The sequence below is a fragment of the Agarilytica rhodophyticola genome (assembly GCF_002157225.2).
Taxonomy (GTDB): Bacteria; Pseudomonadota; Gammaproteobacteria; order Pseudomonadales; family Cellvibrionaceae; genus Agarilytica; species Agarilytica rhodophyticola.
Map to the genome: position 1 here is coordinate 6,628,305 of NZ_CP020038.1, position 20,848 is coordinate 6,649,152.

Annotated in this window: 23 protein-coding genes; 9 read left to right on the forward strand and 14 right to left on the reverse strand. The window is 41.0% G+C overall.

What is annotated here, in order from left to right; genetic code table 11:
- From BVC89_RS27345 to hppD, 5 genes are all read right to left on the reverse strand, one after another.
- Complete coding sequence (locus BVC89_RS27345) at window positions 1-471, reverse strand: FKBP-type peptidyl-prolyl cis-trans isomerase (RefSeq protein WP_086934257.1); 471 nt, start codon at window positions 469-471, stop codon at window positions 1-3.
- Window positions 472-680: 209 nt separating this feature from the next.
- Window positions 681-1,334, reverse strand: coding sequence for a maleylacetoacetate isomerase (maiA, locus tag BVC89_RS27350; RefSeq protein WP_086934258.1), 654 nt, complete (start codon window positions 1,332-1,334; stop codon window positions 681-683).
- Between the two features lie 135 nt (window positions 1,335-1,469).
- Entirely contained in the window at window positions 1,470-2,480 is a 1,011-nt protein-coding gene (locus tag BVC89_RS27355) for a fumarylacetoacetate hydrolase family protein (RefSeq protein WP_086934259.1), read from the reverse strand.
- On the reverse strand, window positions 2,477-3,067 hold the full coding sequence (locus tag BVC89_RS27360) for a VOC family protein (RefSeq protein ID WP_086934260.1): 591 nt from the start codon (window positions 3,065-3,067) through the stop codon (window positions 2,477-2,479). The genes BVC89_RS27355 and BVC89_RS27360 overlap by 4 nt, the downstream gene beginning before the upstream one ends.
- A gap of 2 nt (window positions 3,068-3,069) precedes the next feature.
- Window positions 3,070-4,149 carry a 4-hydroxyphenylpyruvate dioxygenase gene (gene hppD / locus BVC89_RS27365; protein ID WP_086934261.1) on the reverse strand — a complete coding sequence of 360 codons (1,080 nt, stop codon included), beginning with the start codon at window positions 4,147-4,149 and terminating at the stop codon, window positions 3,070-3,072.
- Window positions 4,150-4,364: 215 nt separating this feature from the next.
- On the opposite strand from hppD, the gene BVC89_RS27370 reads away from it, so the two are divergent.
- The 3 genes from BVC89_RS27370 to BVC89_RS27380 all read left to right on the forward strand — a co-directional run bounded on the left by BVC89_RS27370 (window position 4,365) and on the right by BVC89_RS27380 (window position 6,293).
- Window positions 4,365-4,838 carry a MarR family winged helix-turn-helix transcriptional regulator gene (locus tag BVC89_RS27370; RefSeq protein WP_086934262.1) on the forward strand — a complete coding sequence of 158 codons (474 nt, stop codon included), beginning with the start codon at window positions 4,365-4,367 and terminating at the stop codon, window positions 4,836-4,838.
- 150 nt (window positions 4,839-4,988) lie between these two features.
- Entirely contained in the window at window positions 4,989-5,819 is an 831-nt protein-coding gene (locus tag BVC89_RS27375) for a DUF4437 domain-containing protein (RefSeq protein ID WP_086934263.1), read from the forward strand.
- Window positions 5,820-5,918: 99 nt separating this feature from the next.
- Window positions 5,919-6,293 carry a response regulator gene (locus tag BVC89_RS27380; protein ID WP_086934264.1) on the forward strand — a complete coding sequence of 125 codons (375 nt, stop codon included), beginning with the start codon at window positions 5,919-5,921 and terminating at the stop codon, window positions 6,291-6,293.
- On the opposite strand, the gene BVC89_RS27385 is transcribed toward BVC89_RS27380, so the two are convergent.
- The 5 genes from BVC89_RS27385 to BVC89_RS27405 form a co-directional block, all read right to left on the reverse strand.
- Window positions 6,271-7,032 (reverse strand): 4'-phosphopantetheinyl transferase family protein, encoded by a 762-nt coding sequence (locus tag BVC89_RS27385; protein ID WP_103654318.1) that lies wholly within the window; start codon window positions 7,030-7,032, stop codon window positions 6,271-6,273. The two genes, BVC89_RS27380 and BVC89_RS27385, sit on opposite strands and share 23 nt — an antisense overlap.
- Window positions 7,033-7,242: 210 nt before the next feature.
- Window positions 7,243-8,997, reverse strand: a complete 1,755-nt coding sequence (locus BVC89_RS27390) for a GGDEF domain-containing protein (RefSeq protein WP_086934776.1) — start codon at window positions 8,995-8,997, stop codon at window positions 7,243-7,245.
- A 160-nt stretch (window positions 8,998-9,157) separates the two neighbouring features.
- Complete coding sequence (locus BVC89_RS27395) at window positions 9,158-9,805, reverse strand: thiol:disulfide interchange protein DsbA/DsbL (protein WP_086934266.1); 648 nt, start codon at window positions 9,803-9,805, stop codon at window positions 9,158-9,160.
- Between the two features lie 357 nt (window positions 9,806-10,162).
- On the reverse strand, window positions 10,163-10,858 hold the full coding sequence (locus BVC89_RS27400; protein ID WP_086934267.1) for an alpha/beta fold hydrolase: 696 nt from the start codon (window positions 10,856-10,858) through the stop codon (window positions 10,163-10,165).
- Window positions 10,859-11,115: 257 nt separating this feature from the next.
- Window positions 11,116-11,793, reverse strand: a complete 678-nt coding sequence (locus BVC89_RS27405; RefSeq protein ID WP_086934268.1) for a c-type cytochrome — start codon at window positions 11,791-11,793, stop codon at window positions 11,116-11,118.
- Window positions 11,794-12,162: 369 nt separating this feature from the next.
- Here BVC89_RS27405 and yihA point away from each other — a divergent pair, with 369 nt between their 5' ends.
- Entirely contained in the window at window positions 12,163-12,783 is a 621-nt protein-coding gene (yihA, locus tag BVC89_RS27410; protein ID WP_086934269.1) for a ribosome biogenesis GTP-binding protein YihA/YsxC, read from the forward strand.
- A 430-nt stretch (window positions 12,784-13,213) separates the two neighbouring features.
- On the opposite strand, the gene polA is transcribed toward yihA, so the two are convergent.
- The gene (gene polA / locus BVC89_RS27415) at window positions 13,214-15,949 is read right to left on the reverse strand and encodes a DNA polymerase I (protein ID WP_086934270.1); all 2,736 of its coding nucleotides are present in this window, start codon (window positions 15,947-15,949) and stop codon (window positions 13,214-13,216) included.
- 378 nt (window positions 15,950-16,327) lie between these two features.
- On the opposite strand from polA, the gene BVC89_RS27420 reads away from it, so the two are divergent.
- Window positions 16,328-16,705, forward strand: coding sequence for a hypothetical protein (locus tag BVC89_RS27420; RefSeq protein ID WP_158658160.1), 378 nt, complete (start codon window positions 16,328-16,330; stop codon window positions 16,703-16,705).
- Window positions 16,706-16,877: 172 nt separating this feature from the next.
- Here BVC89_RS27420 and BVC89_RS27425 read toward each other — a convergent pair whose 3' ends face one another.
- On the reverse strand, window positions 16,878-17,759 hold the full coding sequence (locus BVC89_RS27425) for a metal ABC transporter solute-binding protein, Zn/Mn family (RefSeq protein WP_086934272.1): 882 nt from the start codon (window positions 17,757-17,759) through the stop codon (window positions 16,878-16,880).
- A gap of 80 nt (window positions 17,760-17,839) precedes the next feature.
- Between BVC89_RS27425 and BVC89_RS27430 the strand changes: the two genes are divergently transcribed.
- The 3 genes from BVC89_RS27430 to BVC89_RS27440 are packed head-to-tail and all read left to right on the forward strand — an operon-like array spanning window position 17,840 to window position 19,883.
- Entirely contained in the window at window positions 17,840-18,343 is a 504-nt protein-coding gene (locus tag BVC89_RS27430; RefSeq protein ID WP_086934273.1) for a Fur family transcriptional regulator, read from the forward strand.
- Complete coding sequence (gene znuC / locus BVC89_RS27435) at window positions 18,344-19,105, forward strand: zinc ABC transporter ATP-binding protein ZnuC (RefSeq protein WP_086934274.1); 762 nt, start codon at window positions 18,344-18,346, stop codon at window positions 19,103-19,105.
- On the forward strand, window positions 19,098-19,883 hold the full coding sequence (locus BVC89_RS27440) for an iron chelate uptake ABC transporter family permease subunit (RefSeq protein WP_086934275.1): 786 nt from the start codon (window positions 19,098-19,100) through the stop codon (window positions 19,881-19,883). The genes znuC and BVC89_RS27440 overlap by 8 nt, the downstream gene beginning before the upstream one ends.
- 6 nt (window positions 19,884-19,889) lie before the next feature.
- Here BVC89_RS27440 and BVC89_RS27445 read toward each other — a convergent pair whose 3' ends face one another.
- Together BVC89_RS27445 and BVC89_RS27450 are read right to left on the reverse strand one after the other, a co-directional pair.
- Window positions 19,890-20,069 carry a DUF2024 family protein gene (locus tag BVC89_RS27445; RefSeq protein ID WP_086934276.1) on the reverse strand — a complete coding sequence of 60 codons (180 nt, stop codon included), beginning with the start codon at window positions 20,067-20,069 and terminating at the stop codon, window positions 19,890-19,892.
- A gap of 199 nt (window positions 20,070-20,268) precedes the next feature.
- Window positions 20,269-20,412 (reverse strand): DUF2024 family protein, encoded by a 144-nt coding sequence (locus BVC89_RS27450; RefSeq protein WP_086934277.1) that lies wholly within the window; start codon window positions 20,410-20,412, stop codon window positions 20,269-20,271.
- Window positions 20,413-20,588: 176 nt separating this feature from the next.
- On the opposite strand from BVC89_RS27450, the gene BVC89_RS27455 reads away from it, so the two are divergent.
- Window positions 20,589-20,831 carry a Rho-binding antiterminator gene (locus BVC89_RS27455; protein ID WP_086934278.1) on the forward strand — a complete coding sequence of 81 codons (243 nt, stop codon included), beginning with the start codon at window positions 20,589-20,591 and terminating at the stop codon, window positions 20,829-20,831.
- Window positions 20,832-20,848: the final 17 nt, after the last annotated feature.

The window sequence follows — 20,848 nt, forward strand, 5'->3', positions numbered from 1 at the left end:
TTAATGCGCATGTCCACTTGCAATTTCTTCTTCCGTAGCTTCTCTTACTGCCACAACTTCTACTTGAAAATTTAATGGAACACCTGCCAGAGGGTGATTTGCATCGATAGTTATATCGTCACCATCAATATCTTTTACTACCACACTCTGTACAGAACCATCTGCATCCTGGGCTTCAAACGCCATACCCACTTCAATATTTTCGACGCCATGAAAAACTTCTTTTCCCATGGTAGTTATCATTTCAGGGAGAATTTCACCGTAACCTTCTTCCGGCTCCAAACGGACTTCTAATTTATCTCCAGCAGCTTTACCTGACATGGCTTTTTCGAGGCCGGGAACAATATTTCCAGCACCATGCAGGTATAAAAGAGGAGAATCACCTTCCGATGTATCGATTAACTCACCTTCATCATCAGTAAGTTTGTAGTGCATACTGACAACAAAGTTATCAGCTATTAATAAAGACATAGAACCTCCACAATATAGAACTTTTTAACACTGCTAAAAGAGTCCCTAGAATATGGTTACTTTTTAAATGTATATGTATCTTTCTATTGAATGTAGTTCAAATATATTTGGCCACTCGACATTCAATAGTACGTTGTTTCAGCCGACGGCTATTGTCGACATTTGGGACATGATAAGCAATGAAATTTTGAGGTTAGAATACCTTTATCTTAAACATTGCAATCTTCTTGTTGCGCCGGCGCTGCATTAAAAAATGCATCCAATGAGTTACAGTGGCCTTCTATGCGCAATAATGTGGGGAATTTATCAAGGGGAACATTAAAACGCCTCGCGTTCCATATTTGAGGGATAAGATAAACATCCGCTAGCGTTGCTTGTACTCCATGACAAAAATCTCCTTTAAAATATGGACTTTTTTGTAACATAGACTCAAGCGAACTAAAACCTTCTGTCACCCAATGTTCGTACCAAATTTGAACATCGGCTTGTTCGGCGCTAAATTGTTTTTTAAGCTTTCCTAATACTGCGATATTGTTAAGTGGCTGAATATCACAAGCGATGACATTAATCAGTTGACGAATCCATGCTCTTTCATCTGCTGCTTTCGGGAGCAGGGGTTTATCTGTATAAGCCTCCTCTAGATACTCAAGTATCGCGGTTGATTGAGCAATTCTAAGATCACCATCAATAAAAAATGGAACTCTACCTTGCGGGTTAATGGCTAAATAATCATCATTTTTTTGTTCATTGGTGTCAGGATGAATATTGACAAAGCAGTAATCACAAGCAATATTTTTTAAATGAAGCGCTATTCTGATCCGGTAGGAAGATGATGATCGAAAGTATGTGTATAAAGTTGGCATAGATATATAAATCCCCGTATCAGGTATTATAGTTTTAAGGGCTTGCGCTTATTCCTTTAAGCTAAGAGCCTTTGAAACTATTAAAAATAGTTACTGCACATTTATTTTAATTATGGACACTCGCAATAAAGACTTCTAAGACTTAGTCAATTTTTGTTCAATAGAGCCAAAAATTGAATGACCTTGTGTATCGAGCATTTCTATTTTTATCGTATCTCCAAACTGCATAAAAGGAGTTTTCGCTGCACCTTGCATAATTGTTTCAATCATACGAATTTCAGCAATACAACTATATCCAACACCACCGTCTTTTATCGGTTTCCCCGGTTCACCATCAAGTTTATTAGACACTGTTCCTGATCCAATAATAGTACCTGCACACAAAGGCCTTGATTTAGCAGCATGGGAAACAAGCTGCGAAAAATTAAAGGTCATGTCAACGCCAGCATCAGGTTCACCAAAGGCTTCGTTATTTAGTGTTGAACGCAAAGGCAAATGAAGTTTAGAATCGCGCCAAGTATCGGCCAGTTCATCTGGTGTGACACATACTGGGCTAAAGGCGCTAGAGGGTTTTGACTGAAAAAAGCCAAAGCCTTTTGCTAACTCTCCTGGAATTAAACCACGCAGAGAAACATCATTGACTAACATTAGCAATTTAATATGGGAGTCAGCATCCTGTGAGTTCACCCCCATCGAAACGTCATCGGTAATTACTGCAATTTCCGCTTCAAAGTCTATGCCCCAACCGTCAGCCTGAGGCATAAGGATATCGTCTTTTGGTCCTAGGAAACTGTCGGAACCGCCCTGGTACATAAGCGGATCGGTCCAAAATGATTCTGGGATTTCAGCTCCGCGAGCCTTGCGTACAAGTTCTACATGATTGACATAGGCTGAACCATCAGCCCACTGATAAGCGCGCGGTAGCGGTGAGCTACATTTAGCTTCATCAAATACTTCCATATTATCTACGGAATTATTATTCAGGTCGTCGGATAATTGCTGCAAATCATCTTTAACATCTGCCCAATTATCTAGCGCATATTGCATAGTGGGAGCAATCTTGGCAGCATCCACCATCTGTTTTAAATCCCGGGCAACAACAACCAAGCGTCCGTCGCGCCCATGCTTTAACGAAGCGAGTTTCATAGATCGTTCCCCCTATTTTTTAACTCTTCTAAATTAAACGGTTTGCCACTGTGTAACCAATCTGCATGGTTAGGTGCTTTTTTTGTTTTTGACCATTCTTCTAACATTGCAGGAGCAACGCGTTTAAGTTCAGTGAGCATACCAGGCTGATCGGTATTCGCTGCTAACTCGACACGATGACCATTAGGATCAAAAAAATAAATCGATTTGAAAATAGTATGCTCTGTCGGGCCGAGAACATCGATACCTCGTGCCACTAGTTTTTCTTTAGTTGCTACTAGAGTTTCCACGCTATCTACCTCAAAGGCAATATGCTGTACCCATTGCGGTGTATTTTCATCGCGTCCCATTTGCGGCGAGTTAGGTAATTCAAAAAAAGCTAAAACATTACCGTTACCCGCATCGAGAAAAACATGCATATAAGGGTCGGGGGCTTTTGTTGAAGGCACTTGGTCTTCGGCAATAGCCAGCAGGAACTCCATGTTGAGGTGCTGCTGATAAAACTCAACGGTTTCTTTAGCATCGTTACAGCGATAGGCCACATGATGAATACGCTGAAGCTGTAACCCTTGGGTGGCTGCTTGCATACTTATTTCTCCTCACCAATCACACCACGTGCCAGTTGATCTCGCTCGATAGATTCAAATAATGCCTTAAAATTACCCTCGCCAAATCCCTCGTCTTTCTTACGCTGGATAAACTCAAAGAAAATAGGTCCAACGAGTGTTTGCGAGAATATTTGCAGCAATAAACGTGGGTCACCTTTTTCTGTAGAACCGTCGAGCAAGATACCACGCATTTTTAATTCTTCTACTGGTTCACCGTGACCTGGCAAACGCTCATCCAACATTGCGTAATAAGTATCAGGTGGAGCAGTCATAAAAGGTACATCGAGGGCTTTGAGTTTATCGAGGCAAGAGATGAGGTCATCACATGAGAAGGCAATATGCTGGATACCTTCACCGTTATACTGCATTAAATACTCTTCTATCTGGCCAGTGCCACCTGCAGACTCTTCGTTTAGAGGAATACGAATCAAACCATCAGGTGCGGTCATTGCGCGAGAAACTAGTCCCGTATATTCGCCCTTGATATCAAAGTAACGAATTTCACGGAAGTTAAATAATTTTTCGTAAAACCCCGCCCAGTAATCCATTCGGCCACGATAGACATTGTGTGTAAGATGGTCGATAACATTGAAGCCACAACCAATAGGGTTACGATCAACACCTTCTATCCATTCAAAATCAATGTCGTAAATAGTATTCGTGCCCTTGTAGCGATCGATTAAGTAGAGTGGTGCACCACCAATACCTTTAATAGCGGGCAAATTTAGCTCCATGGGCCCAGTAGGCATCTCTATAGGCTGAGCACCCAGTTCTAATGCACGCTTATATGCTTTTTGGGAATCGCGAACTCTGAATGCCATACCACTAGCACAAGGGCCATGCTCTTCCGCAAAGTAATACGCAGGCGTTTTGGGTTCATAGTTAGTGATGAAATTGATATCACCCTGGCGCCATAGGCTCACATCTTTGGAACGGTGTGTCGCTACTTGGGTAAACCCTAAACTTGCAAAGACCCCTTCAAGCATGCCTTTCTTAGGCGCTGAGAATTCTACAAATTCAAAACCTTCTAATCCCATTGGGTTGTCATATAGATCTGCCATGTTACACCTTCACTCGTTTGTATATGGAAATGTAAAACTCACTGCAAATAAACCAAATTATCGACAGATAGCTACATTTTCATGCTAATTTTGATGACCTGATTGTCTTTATCGCCATTTTTTTTGAAAATAAAGGCAAAATTGCTTTCAATTTTTGCCCAATAATAGTTTCATGTGTAACCAATTACAAGAGCTTCTACTCGGAAATAGACATTATGAGTCAAAACGACGGAACCACCTTACATTTACATGAATTCCTGCCTTATCGCTTATTCGTTTTGGCAAGTCGAATAAGCCAGTCTTTGGCAAAACACTATGAAGAGCGATTCAATATTTCCAGGCCCGAATGGCGCGTTATTGCAGTTTTAGGAGAAACCCCTCATTTGTCTGCAGCCCAGGTGGCCGACCGAACTGCAATGGATAAAGTTGCGATATCAAGAGCTGTAAGTAAGTTGTTGGGAGCAGAGTTATTGCAGCGTAACTTTTCTGAACAAGATAAACGTCGATCAGAGTTAAGCTTGTCCTCCTCTGGTATCGCTGTTTATCAGAAAATAGCGCCTATTGCCCTGAAATATGAAAAAATGATTCTCGATCAACTAAGTGACGGCGAACAAGAACTATTGACTAAAGTACTGACAAAATTAGACGCACTAGACTTAGACTTCGATAATGAATGTGAACAAAACTGAGGCTCGTTTACACGATAAAGATGAAAAATAGTTACTATTATCAACTTTTTATTGAATGTATTTCTTTTAATATCCAGGTTTTCAATAGAACTTAAATAAAGTAGCTTGTGCTTTTAATTAAAGATATATAATTGACACCAGAAAAAGATCATGACATTTAAAAGCCTCGCATCCATAGCTATTTTTTGCGCCATACTAGCTCATCATACAACAGCCAAAACAACAGCATCGCAGTGGAATATTGTTAAGTCTGATGAACTTCAATGGGGATATTTAAACCCTCTGCGCGGCGACAAAAGCCCAGGGGCAGCTAATATTTGGGGAGATCGAACGAGAGATTCAGCAACAGGCATGTTAGTTAGGTTTAAACCAGACTTTTCTTCTCCTCCTCATATACACAATATTTCATATAGAGGTGTCGTTATAGAAGGCATGATTCATAACGACGATCCAAAGGCAAAAAAAATGTGGATGCCGGCGGGGTCTTTTTGGACTCAGCCAGCAGGGGAAAGTCACGTTACTGCCGCAAAAGCCGCAAAGAACCTCATCTATTTAGAAATTGATAGCGGACCTTATTTAGTAAAGCCCTCTGCTGATGAGTTTAATAATGGCGAAGCACCAATTAACATACACAAATCTAATATTGTTTGGCAAAGCCAAAATGATCCTGTGTTTGTAAATAGCAGGGAGCCTGAGACAGCCAATTTGTGGGGAAGTACAAAACGTGGCGAATTAGGTGGTTCACTAGTGAAACTTCCTGCGGGCTTTAAAGGGAAAATGCTAGTAGATGCAAAGGAATTTCGAGTTGTCGTTGTTAAGGGGCAAATTCTTTACAATAATTCGGAAATCCGTAAGCCTGAAACCCTATTGACTGGAAGTTACTTCGATTCAAGAGGTAACTTTAGCCACCAAATAACCTCCCCGGAAGAGACTATTTTTTACGTAAGAACAAATGGCATATATAGAATAACTCAAGGCTAAGATGCTGGTACATTACAAACGCCATAGTGGCCGTTTTATGGCAAGATAGGTAAGTGTGGTTTATTCTTAGCAGTACACCTTTAACTATATTTTACCGTCATGTCTAACAGTACCCTCCCTATATTGCTTGTCGAAGATAATGCCGATAATCGCCAACTTGTTACATGGATTTTAGAAGACGCTGACTTTCAAGTAGCCGAAGCAGAAAACGCCGAGCAAGGCTTGGCGATGTTAGAAGACAACCGCTATGCGCTTATTTTAATGGACATTACTTTGCCGGGAATAGACGGCAAAGAAGCGACACGTATTATTAGACAAAACCAAACGTATGGAGACACGCCAATTATCGCTCTAACTGCACATATAGTGGCTGAAGAAAAACAGAACATCATGGCAAGCGGTGTAGATGCTCTACTCAATAAACCTGTTGAAGAAGAAGATTTATTGGCTACTATGTCGACGCTGATGAAATAATACTATTCACAGATGATGGTTCAGCGTGTGAATAATATATTTTTTCCTCACCGCTACGCCAGTGAATGACATTTATATTCGGAAATACTTTGGCACTTGCCAAACTTATGCACACTTGGTCAGAAAAGTGAAACACTGTGAAGCAGACATCTTCAAAAAGATAGCGTTTACCTAAAGAAAAATCAGAGTAAAATTTGATCTTAACTCGGTTTTTTTCACTATACATGGTGCTGTTTTTCAACTTAATATAACTTTCAATACAGCTCCAATGTTCAGCAAAAAACTCGGCGCGTTGTTGATCACTGCTACATCGATCGATAAATTTTTTTGTATAACCACTTAAAAAAATTTCTGCTTTAGGCCAGTTCTTTTTACACATGGCAATATCTTTCACATCGATACTAATCGGAATTTCACCGGATGTTCGGGCAAGAGCAATAACAATAGATGAATTGTTATGGGAGATATCAAAAGAATAATGTGGCGTATTCTTTAAGGAGAGTTTGTTGTTCTTAGAAGAAGAAAATTTAATATCTCCAGGCCAACATCCAACTTTTCTTGCTAAGACTGTTTTTAATATGCGTCTAGTTTGCAAGTAAACCGCTTGTGGGCGTTCACTTTTATAGGAAAAATAATGATCGCTTTCTTGTTCATCCAAAAAAGGCAAAGCATCATCTAGATCAATGTCGAAACCATCGGAATCAATGGGCAAATAATACAGCTCTACGACTGACGACACAATTCCCCCAGTAAATTACTATCGTTTAAAATAATGGGCATATCTATTGTTAGAGATAGCCTGATGGGCATTTCCGACGGCATCTATAATATTATACTCGGATAAGCTTGTTTTTTTACAAGCAAGGTACTTACAAATGATAAAAATCTCTAAACAAACTATAAATAACTTTTAGTATTGTATTTAGGCGTAGCAACTGACGATAAAGAATTAATTTTCAGTTTTTTCTTCAGCATCTCCGGCAATAACACACTGATTACGGCCCTGATTTTTAGCGCGATAAAGTGCTTTATCTGCACGCTCAAAGACGGACTCGACAGAGTCATCTTCATTAAAGCTCGCTAATCCAAATGATATCGTAATTTTGACAGGATTACCTTTAAATTTAAAAGGTGTTTTACCAATAACGGCTCGAATCTTATCAAGTACGCTTACCGCTTGTTCTGGTTCAGTTTCTGGCATTAAGGTAACAAATTCTTCGCCACCATAACGAGCAACAAAGTCTACTTTTCTCAGCCTTGTGGAAATTAATTGTGCAATAAGTTTTAAGACTTTGTCACCTGCTTGATGCCCATAGGTATCATTTATTTTTTTAAAATGATCAATATCGCAAACCGCTAATGTTAACGACCTTTTATAACGATTAAAACGCTGTAGTTCTTGAAAGGAACGCTCATTATAAGCTTCCCTATTCGGTAAACCAGTGAGTGCATCATGAGTTGCACGATGGCGTTCCTCTTCTAAAAGTGCTTTTGTTTTCTTAGATTCACTTTCGATACTTTGCACTTGATTAATTAACGACTTGAGTTGATCCGTAATCGAATCAGAATTTTTTTTATTTGCATCGTAATCTCCCAAAGCATCTTGGATAACGCCTAAATGATCACTAACAGCCAATTTTAACTCATCTACATTGTTAGAATTTTCCATATTTGTGCGCATCTTTTTTACCTGTCCTGAGACAGTGGAGGAGAACTTATCCGATGCTTGCCGTTGGCGCTCATCCTGATCAGAAACCAAGCCGAGAGACTCGCTGATTGTACGTAACTCTTCGTTTACGCGTTTTAAATAATTACTGAATTCTTGGTCATTTTGCAAATAACGCAGTAACAAAATATCTCGTATATCTTCTAGAGTTATCGCCAGAACATACCAATCCATGCCACGTTGTATACGTAGACGAACAATATCAATTTTGTGTCTTACCACATCATTTGGTTCAATACGAGATACAAGGTTCTCTAGTGTCCTAGCAATACGCTGGGCAACTTTTTGGTAACTATCTTCATCACCCGCATCAAACGCACCCACATCTTCATAAGCTTTAATTAATTCACCTTCCTTTGGTGCCAGGTCAACCTCCATATCCTCCAGCACTTCTTCAAACGAATTCGCACCTTGTTCAACAACATCGCTGGCGGTACTAGCTTCACCATCATCAACAGTTTTAAGAGTATTACCACCTTTTAGACGTTGCCAAAAGCTCATCGAAGGGTTGCTTGCAGCTTCTATCGCAATACTCTGCATTTTGCTTAGTTCTTCAAGTACATCGGGATAATTGCGATAGGCGGTCAGGCGCTTTTTTAAACCAGCACTATAAGACTGTAGACTGTCTTTAACTTCCGAAGGGAGCTTCAACTCTAACAATTGGTCTGTGATGCTACTTATTTGCTTTGCTGATTTTATATTACTTGCTTGGCGGGAATGTTCGTAGTCAGCGGCGGCAGCTTGCACGCGCTCCATCTGTTCAAGCACTTGGCTACCTGTTGCCCCCCGCATTTTTTCCTTCAGCAGAATAAGGGACGCGTCTAAATGTTTGTCTAAGCCTTTAGCTGCGGCACTTACGTGATTTAAGGTTTTACGCAAGGCGTCAAGCTGAAACTTGAATTGCTTCTCCATACGCTCTTGTTCAGCGATCGCTTGGCGATACTTTTCCCGATAACCTCCCCCAGCACTTTCAACCATATAAACTCCCACACCTTGCAAAGATCTATTGCCTATACACTCACCAAAGTATAGTCGCTAACATCTTCATTTGTGGTGGCAGATAATGCCGCCATCAGCAATGAGCAGACACAAAAAAAGCGGCAAATGCCGCTTTCTATGTTTATATGGGAAATAGCGCTTAGGATTTTCCAGAAGCTTTTTCAGCGCGGATTTTTTCAACTAAGAAGTCGACAACTTCTAGCATACCTTCATGTCCCATTTCACGGGTGGCAGCTACAGAGTAGCGACCATCGACGATCATTTGTGGGGTGCCAGTAATTTTCATGCTATGCGTACGCGCTTGAGCTTGCTTGACTTGAGTATTGACACTAAAGGAGTTGTAGGTTTTTTTGAAATCTTCCTTTGAAACGCCTACATCTTCAAAAATCTTAGCAATTTCATCTTCAGTACCTAGTCTCTTACGCTCCTTATGAAGGGCCGTAAAAACGCGAGCATTCACTTCCTTATATTTATTAAGTGCCTTACCGGTGTACATAATACGAGCAAGCGGCTGCATGGAATTGCGCCAAATAACAGGTAACTTAACAAGTTCTACGTCGTCGGCTAATTTCTTTTCCCAGCTTAAAATAAGTGGTTCGAAGTTGTAACAGTGACCGCAGCTATAGGCAAACGCCTCTGTAACTTCGATTTTGCCTGGAGTAATAGTCTTTACAGGCTTATCTAGGAGTTCGTAATGAACTCCCTGTGTATATCTCTCTACACTAGGTCCTTGAGCCCATACGGCAAAAGAAAAAACACACCCGAGTAGCATTGTCAAAATACGCATTGAAGGCTCCCACTAATATTATTTATAAGTGCTTGGTTAGAAGGCTCAGAATAAAAAGAGTTTCATGAATCCCGGCTTAATGAAAAGGTTTTGTTGCAGATTATTGAACTTATAGCAAATCTACTTATGTTTGAGGCAAGTATACATAAATTCTTTTTGCAGTTACATAGAACGGATAGATTGCCAACTTACAATTGAAGGGTGTGTAAACGATCGACGAGGCGCGCAAAACATCTTAAGAAAAATTCTTAAATAGTGCCTATCCATAAACAGGCACTATTTGCATTGAAAGAAGAGTGTTGTAAACAAGGCCCACAATACAATTCACACTTATGAGCGGAAACTAATCATTCTCGATCATTGAATTAGTTGTACTTGCCTTGATGAGGTATATCTTTGCAAACCAAAGTGTCCGTAACTGTAGGTGTAACTTCTATTTTCGTTTTTGATTCGGCTGGAATGCACGCCATAGACTAAGCAGACACCGGTACCACACACAATTTGATCAATCCAACTTTTAATGGAAAAAACTCGATCGGCGATTTTCTTATCGTATAGATCATCTAAAAACGGGCTGGATACAGATAAACCATCGGCGCCACAGGTAGCATTGGAAACATTAAAAGGATAAACACCACAACTGAGCAACCCCCGATATGCACCAGCGATACCGACAAAAGTATCAACCTTGTTGGCGGCATTTAGCTTAATTATCTGCTGAGCCGAAAGCGTAACCCCCATGGAGTGGGCAATAATATCGATCTCGCCAGTACATGACTGAGCGAGCGCACTACTGATGGCATTGCGCACAGGCGTTTCTTCCGATCCGTTATGATCATTACAGGATGGGCAGGATTTAGATCCCCAGTCAGGCAGAAATATTTGATTTTGAGAGTAGCCTTCATTCAGGAGACGCTCCACCGTATTTTCCCAGTCGTCTGGGTTTCCAGTATTACCGTGGACAAGCACAACGTTATCGATACAAGCTGCGCGCAGAGCGACAGAACAGGTAAAAGCCAAGAATACTAGAAGGGATTGAATACAACATTTCATAGCAAACCTCCGACATAGATATAGGTCGAAAGACTATAAATGCACCATTATCGAGCTACAACTAGACCAAAGGAGGATAATATTATTCTCTATATCCGATGAAAGCTGTTATTAGAATTAGAAATGAGAAAAAAGGCGAAAAAAGTAAAGGAAACAAACAACACAGATAAACAATACTGTTTATCTGTGTTGCCTCGCTCATCGAGAAGATACTCGCCAGCAAGTTTGACTAAATAAGTGCAGACAGGCCCTAAGGCTTAGTTGAGTCCAGAAATAAAGTTAGCTACAGCTTTAATTTCTGCATCGCTCATTTTAGCAGCAACCTCACGCATTACTTGGGTTTCACCATCATTGGTGCGATCACCCGCGCGAAATGCCTTTAACTGTTTTTCAATGTAGTCTGCATGTTGGCCACTAAGTCTAGGGAAAACGGCTGGAGCATTTCCCATACCTGTTGGAGAGTGACAGCCTGTACATGCTGGAACACCGGTCTCTAGATTTCCTGCACGATATACTCTCGCACCGAGTTTTAAACCATCAACCTTGGCACCAGAATTTACTTGCACTTGCACATCTTGAGCGCCTGAAAGCTGCATACTTTGCGCTGCATAGTAGGCCGCGATATCTTCAAGATCCTTATCCGTCTTATTGTCTAGCAAGCCGGCCATTTCATTAACTTGGCGCTTAGGCTTCTTAGGATCACCGTTTGCAGAAGCGTTCTTGATGTCAAGCAATTGCTTGAGTAAGTACTTATCTCCCAACCCTGCTATCTTGGGAAATGCTGGCGTACTACTGTTTCCGCCTTGTCCGTGACATGCAACGCACTCAGCGTTAGCAATTTTTTCACCGTTATCTACATCGCCAGCGGCAAATACACCAAATGAAGTGCTGAGTAACCCCATGGCTAAGAAAGATTTACAAACTAGGTTCTTCATTAAATTTTCCGTACTGTTTTCTACTGGATATCGGTCATCACTAAGGATTACCGGCTAGCAGCTTACTTTTGTTAATTCGCTTTGGCTTACGATTTTATTATATTCGAGGATATGCCACCCCCCAAAATAGCCGGCATTATAACCACAAGCTGAGGCACTGTCTCATATTAAATGTAGACGGTTATAGTGTTTTCGCTTAAGCCTATTGTGCCATGTTCAAAAAACACTCAAAACAGTTAAGAGTAAACCTAAAACGAGCACAAAGCTCTGAATTTGCTCACCCTCAAATCTGTTGTATACGAGGCAAGTAACATTTAGTATCGCCGCATTACTACCTATATCAGCTATCTATACCAGCGACAGGCCAACATGTCAGAAATCAAATATCAAAGCGCTCGTTTTTTAACCAGCGCCCCCTCCATCCGTCAATGTCCAGAAGAATCTGGGAGCGAGGTTGCTTTTGCAGGTCGTTCTAATGCCGGTAAGTCTAGTTCAATCAATACCCTTACGGGTAATGGCAAATTAGCACGTACTAGTAAAACGCCGGGTAGAACCCAGCTAATAAACTTTTTTGGCCTCAATGGTGGATCAGAATTACGCCTTGTTGACCTGCCAGGTTATGGTTACGCCAAAGTGCCACAAGAAGTAAAAAAACAATGGCAAGCGAATCTATCAGAGTACCTTTATGAAAGGGAAAGTTTACGCGGTTTGGTGCTTGTTATGGATATACGTCATCCAATGCAGGAGTTCGACAGCATGATGATTAACTGGGCAGTAGATGCCAACATGCCGGTTCACGCACTATTAACCAAGAGTGATAAATTGAAACGTGGTGCAGCAAAATCTACACTACTGCAATTTAACCAGCATATGAAAAAAGCGCGGGTAGACGACTTAGTATCCGCACAATTATTTTCAGCCTTAAAAAAGGATGGCGTTGATAATTTACGTGACAAACTTAACACTTGGCTCACACCTGAAGAGCCATAAAAAAAGCCCGTTAACCTTGGGGACAATTAACGGGCTTGAAATTAGATGCTCTACTATAAAATTCTTTCAATGAGCATCAAAGGGCATATATTGAGACTCGCAATTGAGAGATTGGTTCCGGTGCTGATGAAGAAGTTATGGAGTTTGAAAAATGATTACGAAATAAATAACGGAATTTAAATATCATTAACTTCTGCATCGAAATAAATATGAAATATCAATGCAAAAAAAACCCTGGTCAGCTAAACACTGCCAGGGTAAATTTATCTACTTTGGGGGAAAGCAACATCAACTACATGTAAAACTAAGAAGAAAGATACGGTGAAAAATTTATTACCACATCATTTGTTCATGCATTATATGACGGCTAAAAGCTGAAAGGGTTCAATCATTTTTGAAAAAAAATGCAAACTTGTCGCCAAGTCTATCTTTAATGCGCCTCATCCCAGTTATTCCCTACACCCACATCGACTACTAAAGGAATTGAAAGCTTTATCGCGCCAGACATGAGCGTTGATAAATGGCTAGAAACGTTATCTATCATTTTTTCTGGAACTTCTAATACAAGCTCATCATGCACCTGCATAATTATTTTGGCTTCTACTTCTTTATCTTTGTCTAACCATTCATCTACATCAATCATCGCGCGTTTTATTATGTCTGCTGCACTTCCTTGCATTGGCGCATTAATTGCCGTTCTCTCCGCTGCTTGACGTCTCATAAAATTATTAGAGCGAATTTCAGGTAGATATAAACGTCTACCTAGTATTGTCTCTACATAGCCTTGCTCTGCCGCTTTTTCACGGATGTCAGTCATGTACTGGGCAACACCTGGATAGCGTTCAAAATAAGTATCGATGTAACGTTGAGCGTCATTACGGCCAATATGCAATTGTTTGGCTAAACCAAAGGCTGACATGCCGTAAATCAAACCAAAATTAATGGCTTTAGCACTGCGGCGCTGTTCACTGGTAACACTATCTAGTTCCTCACCGAATACTTCTGCCGCAGTAGCACGGTGAATATCGACGCCCTTGGAAAACGCATCACATAAACTTTTATCATGTGATAAATGCGCCATAATTCTCAGTTCGATTTGCGAATAGTCTGCCGCTAAGATTTTATGCCCAGGCGATGCAACAAAGGCTTGCCTAACACGTCTTCCCGCTTCTGTTTTTATGGGAATATTTTGTAAGTTTGGATCAGTTGAAGAAAGACGACCTGTAGCGGCAACGGCTTGGTGATAAGAAGTATGAAGACGCCCACTCTGCGAATTAACCATCGTTGGCAGCTTATCTGTGTAAGTAGATTTAAGCTTTGCCAAACCACGGTATTCAAGAATCAGTTTTGGTAGAGGATAGTCAAGTGCCAACTCTTGTAACACTTCTTCTGCCGTTGAAGGTGTTTTAGATTTCGTTTTTTTGATGACAGGTAAACCGAGCTTTTCAAACAATATGGTGCCCAGCTGTTTCGGCGAAGCGAGATTAAATTCTTCTCCAGCCATGTCATATACTTGTCGCTCAAGTTCGCTTATACGTTGACTATGCTCAGCACTCTGTTGGGCCAAAAGCTTGGTATCTAGCAAAGCCCCATTGCGCTCTATACGCGATAAGACTGGCACTAGAGGTAACTCCACTTCCTCAAATACTTTGCGTAGGCCCTCTTCTGCGCTGACTTCAGGCCAGAGTTTTTTATGTAACCGCAGCGTTATATCCGCATCTTCAGCAGCGTACTTACTCGCCTCCTCTAAAGGGATTTGGTTGAAGGTAAGTTGTTTTGCACCTTTACCCGCAATGTCTTCAAAATGAATAGTCTTAAGGCCTAAATGATTCAGAGCCAAAGTATCCATATCGTGACGTGAACCGACGGAGTTAAAAACATAAGACTCAAGCATGGTATCGTAGGCAATACCTTGTAAATCGATCCCATGATTTTTCAGTACATTAGCGTCATACTTTAGGTTCTGCCCGACTTTTTTATGATCCTGACTTTCTAGCAGGGGCTTTAATTTTGCCAGTACGGTAGCTTCGCTCAGTTGTTCAGGAGCATCAATATAGTCATGACCAAAAGGGACATAGGCCGCTTTACCCACCTCAGCAGAAAATGAAACACCAACTACGCGAGCATTCATATAATCCAAACTAGTAGTTTCGGTATCGAAAGCGAATAGCTCTGCATTGCTGAGTACGTCAATCCACCCATCGAGAGCTTTCTCGGTGAGCACGCAATCGTATTCCACTTCAACCTTAGGGGTTTGGTTGTCACTTGTAGCGCCGGCACTGTCGCTCTCGTTATCGAGTTCCACAAGCCACGACTTGAATTCTAATTCGGAAAATAGCTCTCGAAGAGCTGTATTATCAGGATCACTATGCTTCAACTCTTCCACTTTTTGCGGCAACTCAACGTCTGTCTTGATAGTGGCAAGTTCATAGGATAACTCGGCTTTTTCACGATTTGTTTCGAGCTTCGCCCCCATAGTTTTGGCACCGCGAAAACTTAAACCACTGACCTTATCGATATTATCGTAAATATCTTTAATGCCGCCTAGATTTTGAATGAGAGCAAGTGCGGTTTTCTCACCTACGCCGGGCACACCAGGTATGTTATCGACTTTATCACCCATCAAAGCTAGATAATCGATAATGTAGCAAGGTGGAATACCAAACTTACTCTCTACGCCTGCAATATCCATCACAGTTTCTGTCATGGTATTAACAAGTGTTACCTTATCGTTGACAAGCTGCGCCATATCTTTATCGCCAGTAGAGATAATGACATCGAAATTTTTGCTCGCAGCCTCTTGGGACAAAGTTCCAATGACATCATCCGCTTCAACACCACTAATAACCAACATCGGCAGACCCATGGCCTCGATGATCTTGTGCAAGGGCTCTATTTGTGAACGCAAATCATCTGGCATAGGCGGTCGATTAGCTTTGTATTGATCAAATATTTCATCGCGAAAAGTTTTACCTTTTGCGTCAAATACCACCACGATGGGGCTTTGGGGATAATCTTTGGTCAGGCGCTTAAGCATATTAATGACGCCTTTTATAGCTCCTGTCGGCTGCCCTTTTGAGTTAGATAAAGGTGGAAGTGCATGGAATGCACGATAAAGATAAGAAGATCCATCAACGAATACGAGAGGTACAGATGTGCTTGTCATTGGGTTTTGCTTAGTTGTTATTTATTGGTGATAAAGGATTGGTAAAGGTCGCGATCACCATGATGATCGTTTCAGGTGTAGAAGGATACTCGTATAGGTGAATATTTAATATGGATAGGCCTCTGTTATTGCATTTTTGTTACCTTTTATCACGTAAAACAATAAAAGTGGGTGAACAATGCCTTTAGAAGAATTTAATTGATGTGATTCCTCCTCCTACAAAATTATAAATTGATTAGTAAATAGGAAAAAAAGCAAAAAAAATTGAAAAATGTTGCAATCGGCGTCTTTACTTTTTAATTGTCAATAATTTTTAATAAAAAAATGAAAAAAATATTTGCATAATCCGGAATTGTTTGTTACCTTATGTAACGTGAAGTGTTACTTCGCACTGAAGACCTAGACACAGGTCATTCGGTATCAACTTTAAACTTATATATTTGTAATTGGAGAACCATCATCATGAATAAAGTACTGCTATTGTTACTCGCAGTATCGTTGAATGGTGTTGCAAGTGAAGAAGTTGGTGCCCCTTATCCTCAATTAGCGACTTCCGCCCACTCAGGTTTAGCGGTAGCTGCAGTTGCGGAGACAGGCGCCAGCAAAAGCTGGGCAGCACAACCAACGGTTGAAACGTCTAAGAAAATTGAAGCGAAAGAATTTGAAATGCGCGTCGAAGGGTTCGACGTTAAGCTGAATCAGGAGCTAGATAAAATGATTTCACACAAGCTCGATTCACTATTAGCTAAGGACTAATTGCTAAGATCTGTTCATACTCATAGCACCGTGCCTGCCAGAGCTTGACTTCTAGAGGCCTAGGCTATGAACAGTCTTTAATATTCAAGTTATCTAATTTTGTTTCTGCCGGGTAACAGCACATGTTGTTACCCGGTTTTTTTATATGGATTTCTTATATATTGCCACCCAGTTATTTTTCAGTGCTCAAACATTCAACAAAAGACTGAGCAATAGAGGCTAAATAGCTGCTATAAGAAGAGATCGAAAGATCTGATGCCAGTAAGTCGATACCCACCAGCGGCTTCTCAAACAAATCTGCATACCTTTTCGCCTCGCGCAAGTCAGCTTTTTCAGTTAATAAACAACTCACAGGCTCTATACTATTTCCTATCTGATTCAAACGCTTGGCGCTAATACGTTCTTGCGGTACTTTTGTTAGAGTAATCAACTGATTAAGCTTGTAAGCTTCAACAAATGCACTGTAACCATCGTGATGAACAGCAAATGGTATTTCTCTATAAGGTTCAAGCAATACATTTAACGCGCTATTTCGGCTACTCAACTCTTGCTTAAATACCTGCAAACGATCATCTATAAGCGACTTTTTATCTGGCAACAACGCTTTTAGCTGTAGCGCCAATTCTTCAGAAAATACCATGATATTTTGGTAACTCAGCCAAGCGTGAAAGTCTCTTTGCTCATGTTTATCATGATGATGGTTACTGACAGCTGATGTTTTGAGCATCGCTACTGCTTTTTTGGCTTTAAAGCCATTAGCTAAAAACGTTTCAAAATCAGCCCCAACCCATACCAGTAAATCAGCATCACTTAAACGCATTGCCTGAGAAATGGTCATAGAGAAGTCATGAGGAGAAGCGGAGTTTTCAACTAGAATCTCAGTACTGACGAGATCTCCAGCCAAGTCATTTATCACCAAGGCAAGAGGACGAATACTTGCTACGACTAAAGGTTTTTCAGCACGAACAGTGTTACCTATTAAGAGCAAGCATATGGATAAAAAAATATAAAACAGTTGGGAAACCCTTCCGCACGATGTACATCTTGTAAACAAGCTTTTTACCTACAATAATTAAAATAATTTCAATGTTGTTATATGATAACATAACGTATCATTAGGAAAGTATTGAAAAAATGTCTTCCTCTGCAGAATTTGTTAACAATACTCAATCACAATTATATGACAACGCAGCTATCGCCAGTGCCATTAAACGTGCAAAGGAGATATGTCAGATTAATGATGTCCGATTGACACAGTTGCGCGAGCAAGTTTTAGTTTTAATCTTAAGACACGGTAAGCCCCTAGGTGCTTACTCTCTGATGGATATGTTGGAAGAGACTTCCGATCGTGAACGAGTTGCCCCGCCAACCATTTATCGAACATTGGATTTTCTTTTAGAATATCGCCTTATACATAAGATTCATTCGCTCAATGCTTATGTCAGTAACAGCAACCCTAGGCGTGAAGAAAGTTCGGTTATTCTCATTTGTTCAGATTGCGGTAACGCTCAGGAAGTGCCAAACAACACCATCCAACAGGCCATCAATTTAAGCGCCTCACAGCATCGCTTTTCCGTACGCAAACAAGTTATTGAGATTACTGGGCAGTGCAGCTCATGTAAGCAAAATGGAATATAAATGGATAACCCTATCCTCCTAAGATTGCAAGATATCAGTTTTCATAGTCAGGGCAGAAGTATTCTTGATAAGGTAAGTTTTGACTTATCCCGTCGCGAAATTCTCACGATAATTGGCCCAAACGGAGCAGGCAAAAGCACTTTAATGAAAGTTATTTTGGGCTTAGTTTCTATCTCTGCCGGTGAAATATGGCGCGAACCTAATATCATTACCGGCTATGTACCTCAGAAACTATCTTTAGAGAGCACCATGCCAATGAAAGTCAGCCGCTTTCTGAGTTTGGCTCAGGTTGCCAAGGAGGCTCGTCAAGAAGCACTTGAACGCCTCAATATTACCCATTTATCTAGCCGCCAAATGCATAAGTTATCTGGTGGCGAACTGCAAAGAGTTTTATTAGCCAGGGCTATATCACGCCAGCCTGATATTTTAATGCTTGACGAGCCTTTACAAGGAGTTGATGTAACGGGCCAGATTGAACTCTATCAACTTATCGCATCTCTTCGTGAAAGTTTAAATTGTGCGATTCTAATGATCTCCCATGACCTGCATTTGGTAATGGCGCAAACAGATTCCGTCATATGCTTAAACCATCACATCTGTTGCCATGGTAAGCCGGAGAGCGTTAGCCAACATCCAGAATATCTTAAACTGTTTGGCCAAAGAGCGATTGATGGGATAGCTGTATACCAGCACCATCACGATCATCATCACGATCTTCATGGTGACGCTGTAGACTGCGATGAAGGGTGCAATCATGCCTGACTTTTTACTCTACGCCTTTGCCGCAGGTACTGGAATTGCGCTTATTGCAGGCCCACTGGGTGCCTTTGCTGTGTGGCGACGTATGTCTTACTTCGGCGACACTCTGGCGCATTCAGCTCTTATTGGCGTGGCCTTTGGCTTATTTTTAGATATCAATATTACCCTTGCTATTGTGCTTGCCTGTGGCATGATCGCATTGGCATTAGTGTTTTTGGAAAGAAAAAATACACTCTCTACAGATACCCTTTTGGGTGTGTTATCCCATGGTTCGCTCGCTATCGGCTTAGTTTGTGTAAGCTTTTATTCGCAGACCAGGATCAACCTTTACGGCTATTTATTTGGTGACTTTTTAACAGTCACAAGTAACGAAGTGTTGTATATTTATATGGCGGTTGCAGCGATTGCTATTCCACTTGTTATACTCTGGAAGCCTTTATTACTGCTCGCGGTGGATGAAGATCTTGCCCATGTTGAAGGGCGCAACGTCGCAGCCTTAAAGCTCGTCCTCATGCTAATGATCGCCTCAATTATCGCTTTAGCAATGAAAATTGTTGGGGTAATGCTAATTACAGCACTGTTAATTATTCCCGCCGCAAGCGCTCGACGTTTCTCCAGTTCCCCTGAAGTTATGGCTGGCCTCGCCTCTTTAATCGGCATGGTATCGGTCACCTTTGGCTTGTACAGTTCCTTCCAGTGGGATCTTCCGGCAGGCCCTGCTGTAGTTCTAGCCGCCCTTGGAATATTTATTGTCAGCGGTGCCTTGCCTCAGAAGGCATAGAACTTGTTAACGAGGGCAACCTTCCATCGGTAAAATACAATAACCATACTTCTTAATTGATTCGATGACCTTTGGGTTTGCCGACTGAGAATGACAAAAATTACACCTTTCTTGTTTTAATTGGCTGCCGTCTTCACCAATGCCAGGGCTTGTCTGCACTAATTTAATCACACCTGCTGGAAGCATTTTTTTGCCTAGCTAGGCAACACGAACGAGATTTAGTTATTCTAAATGAGAGAGTGTTAACAACGCTAGGCGGAAAAATACATCCAGCCCTTCGGGTTTGCACTCAAAGGCGCTACTCTGCGTTACTCATCACTCATTTAGAATACTAAACTACGCTCTTCGCGCCTTGATTAGTGCCTTTGAGTGCAAACAGGAGAGGTTAAATTAGTGCAGACAAGCCCTTATACCTCATGGCATACTGATAAGCTTTATCCGCTGCAACGCCGCTTTCAATAAACACATCAAAATGGATAAGCTCTCCTTGCTTAGATTCTCCATAAGTGTCGTACACATCTATCTTCATTTTTGCTCCTATTTATTTCTACTCATGATTTATTTGCACTTACTTACATTTGCTCTCGACTCAAAATGGTTTTTAGTCGAAACCATATTAACTTTATAGAGAAGGCAATGTCTTGTCAAGATAGTTTTGATTCGATACTATTAATTAAATAACGCTGTAATAATTGGAGATATACTATGACTGAGATCATTAACTGCGAGGTGCATGATCATTTCGAGATTGCATGTATGCGACGTGCCTTAGTCGAAGTTCAATTCAAAAATGGAGAAACAATATCGGGGCGTGCCATAGATTTGCAGAGTAAAGATGGCAGAGAGTACTTCACAATGGAGGTGGAAAGAGGCAAATACGAATGTAATCTAAAAGATCTTAGTACCTTAACTTTTATCGACAGTGGAAAAAGTATTAATGTATTTTGAGGTGTTTTGTACACTCT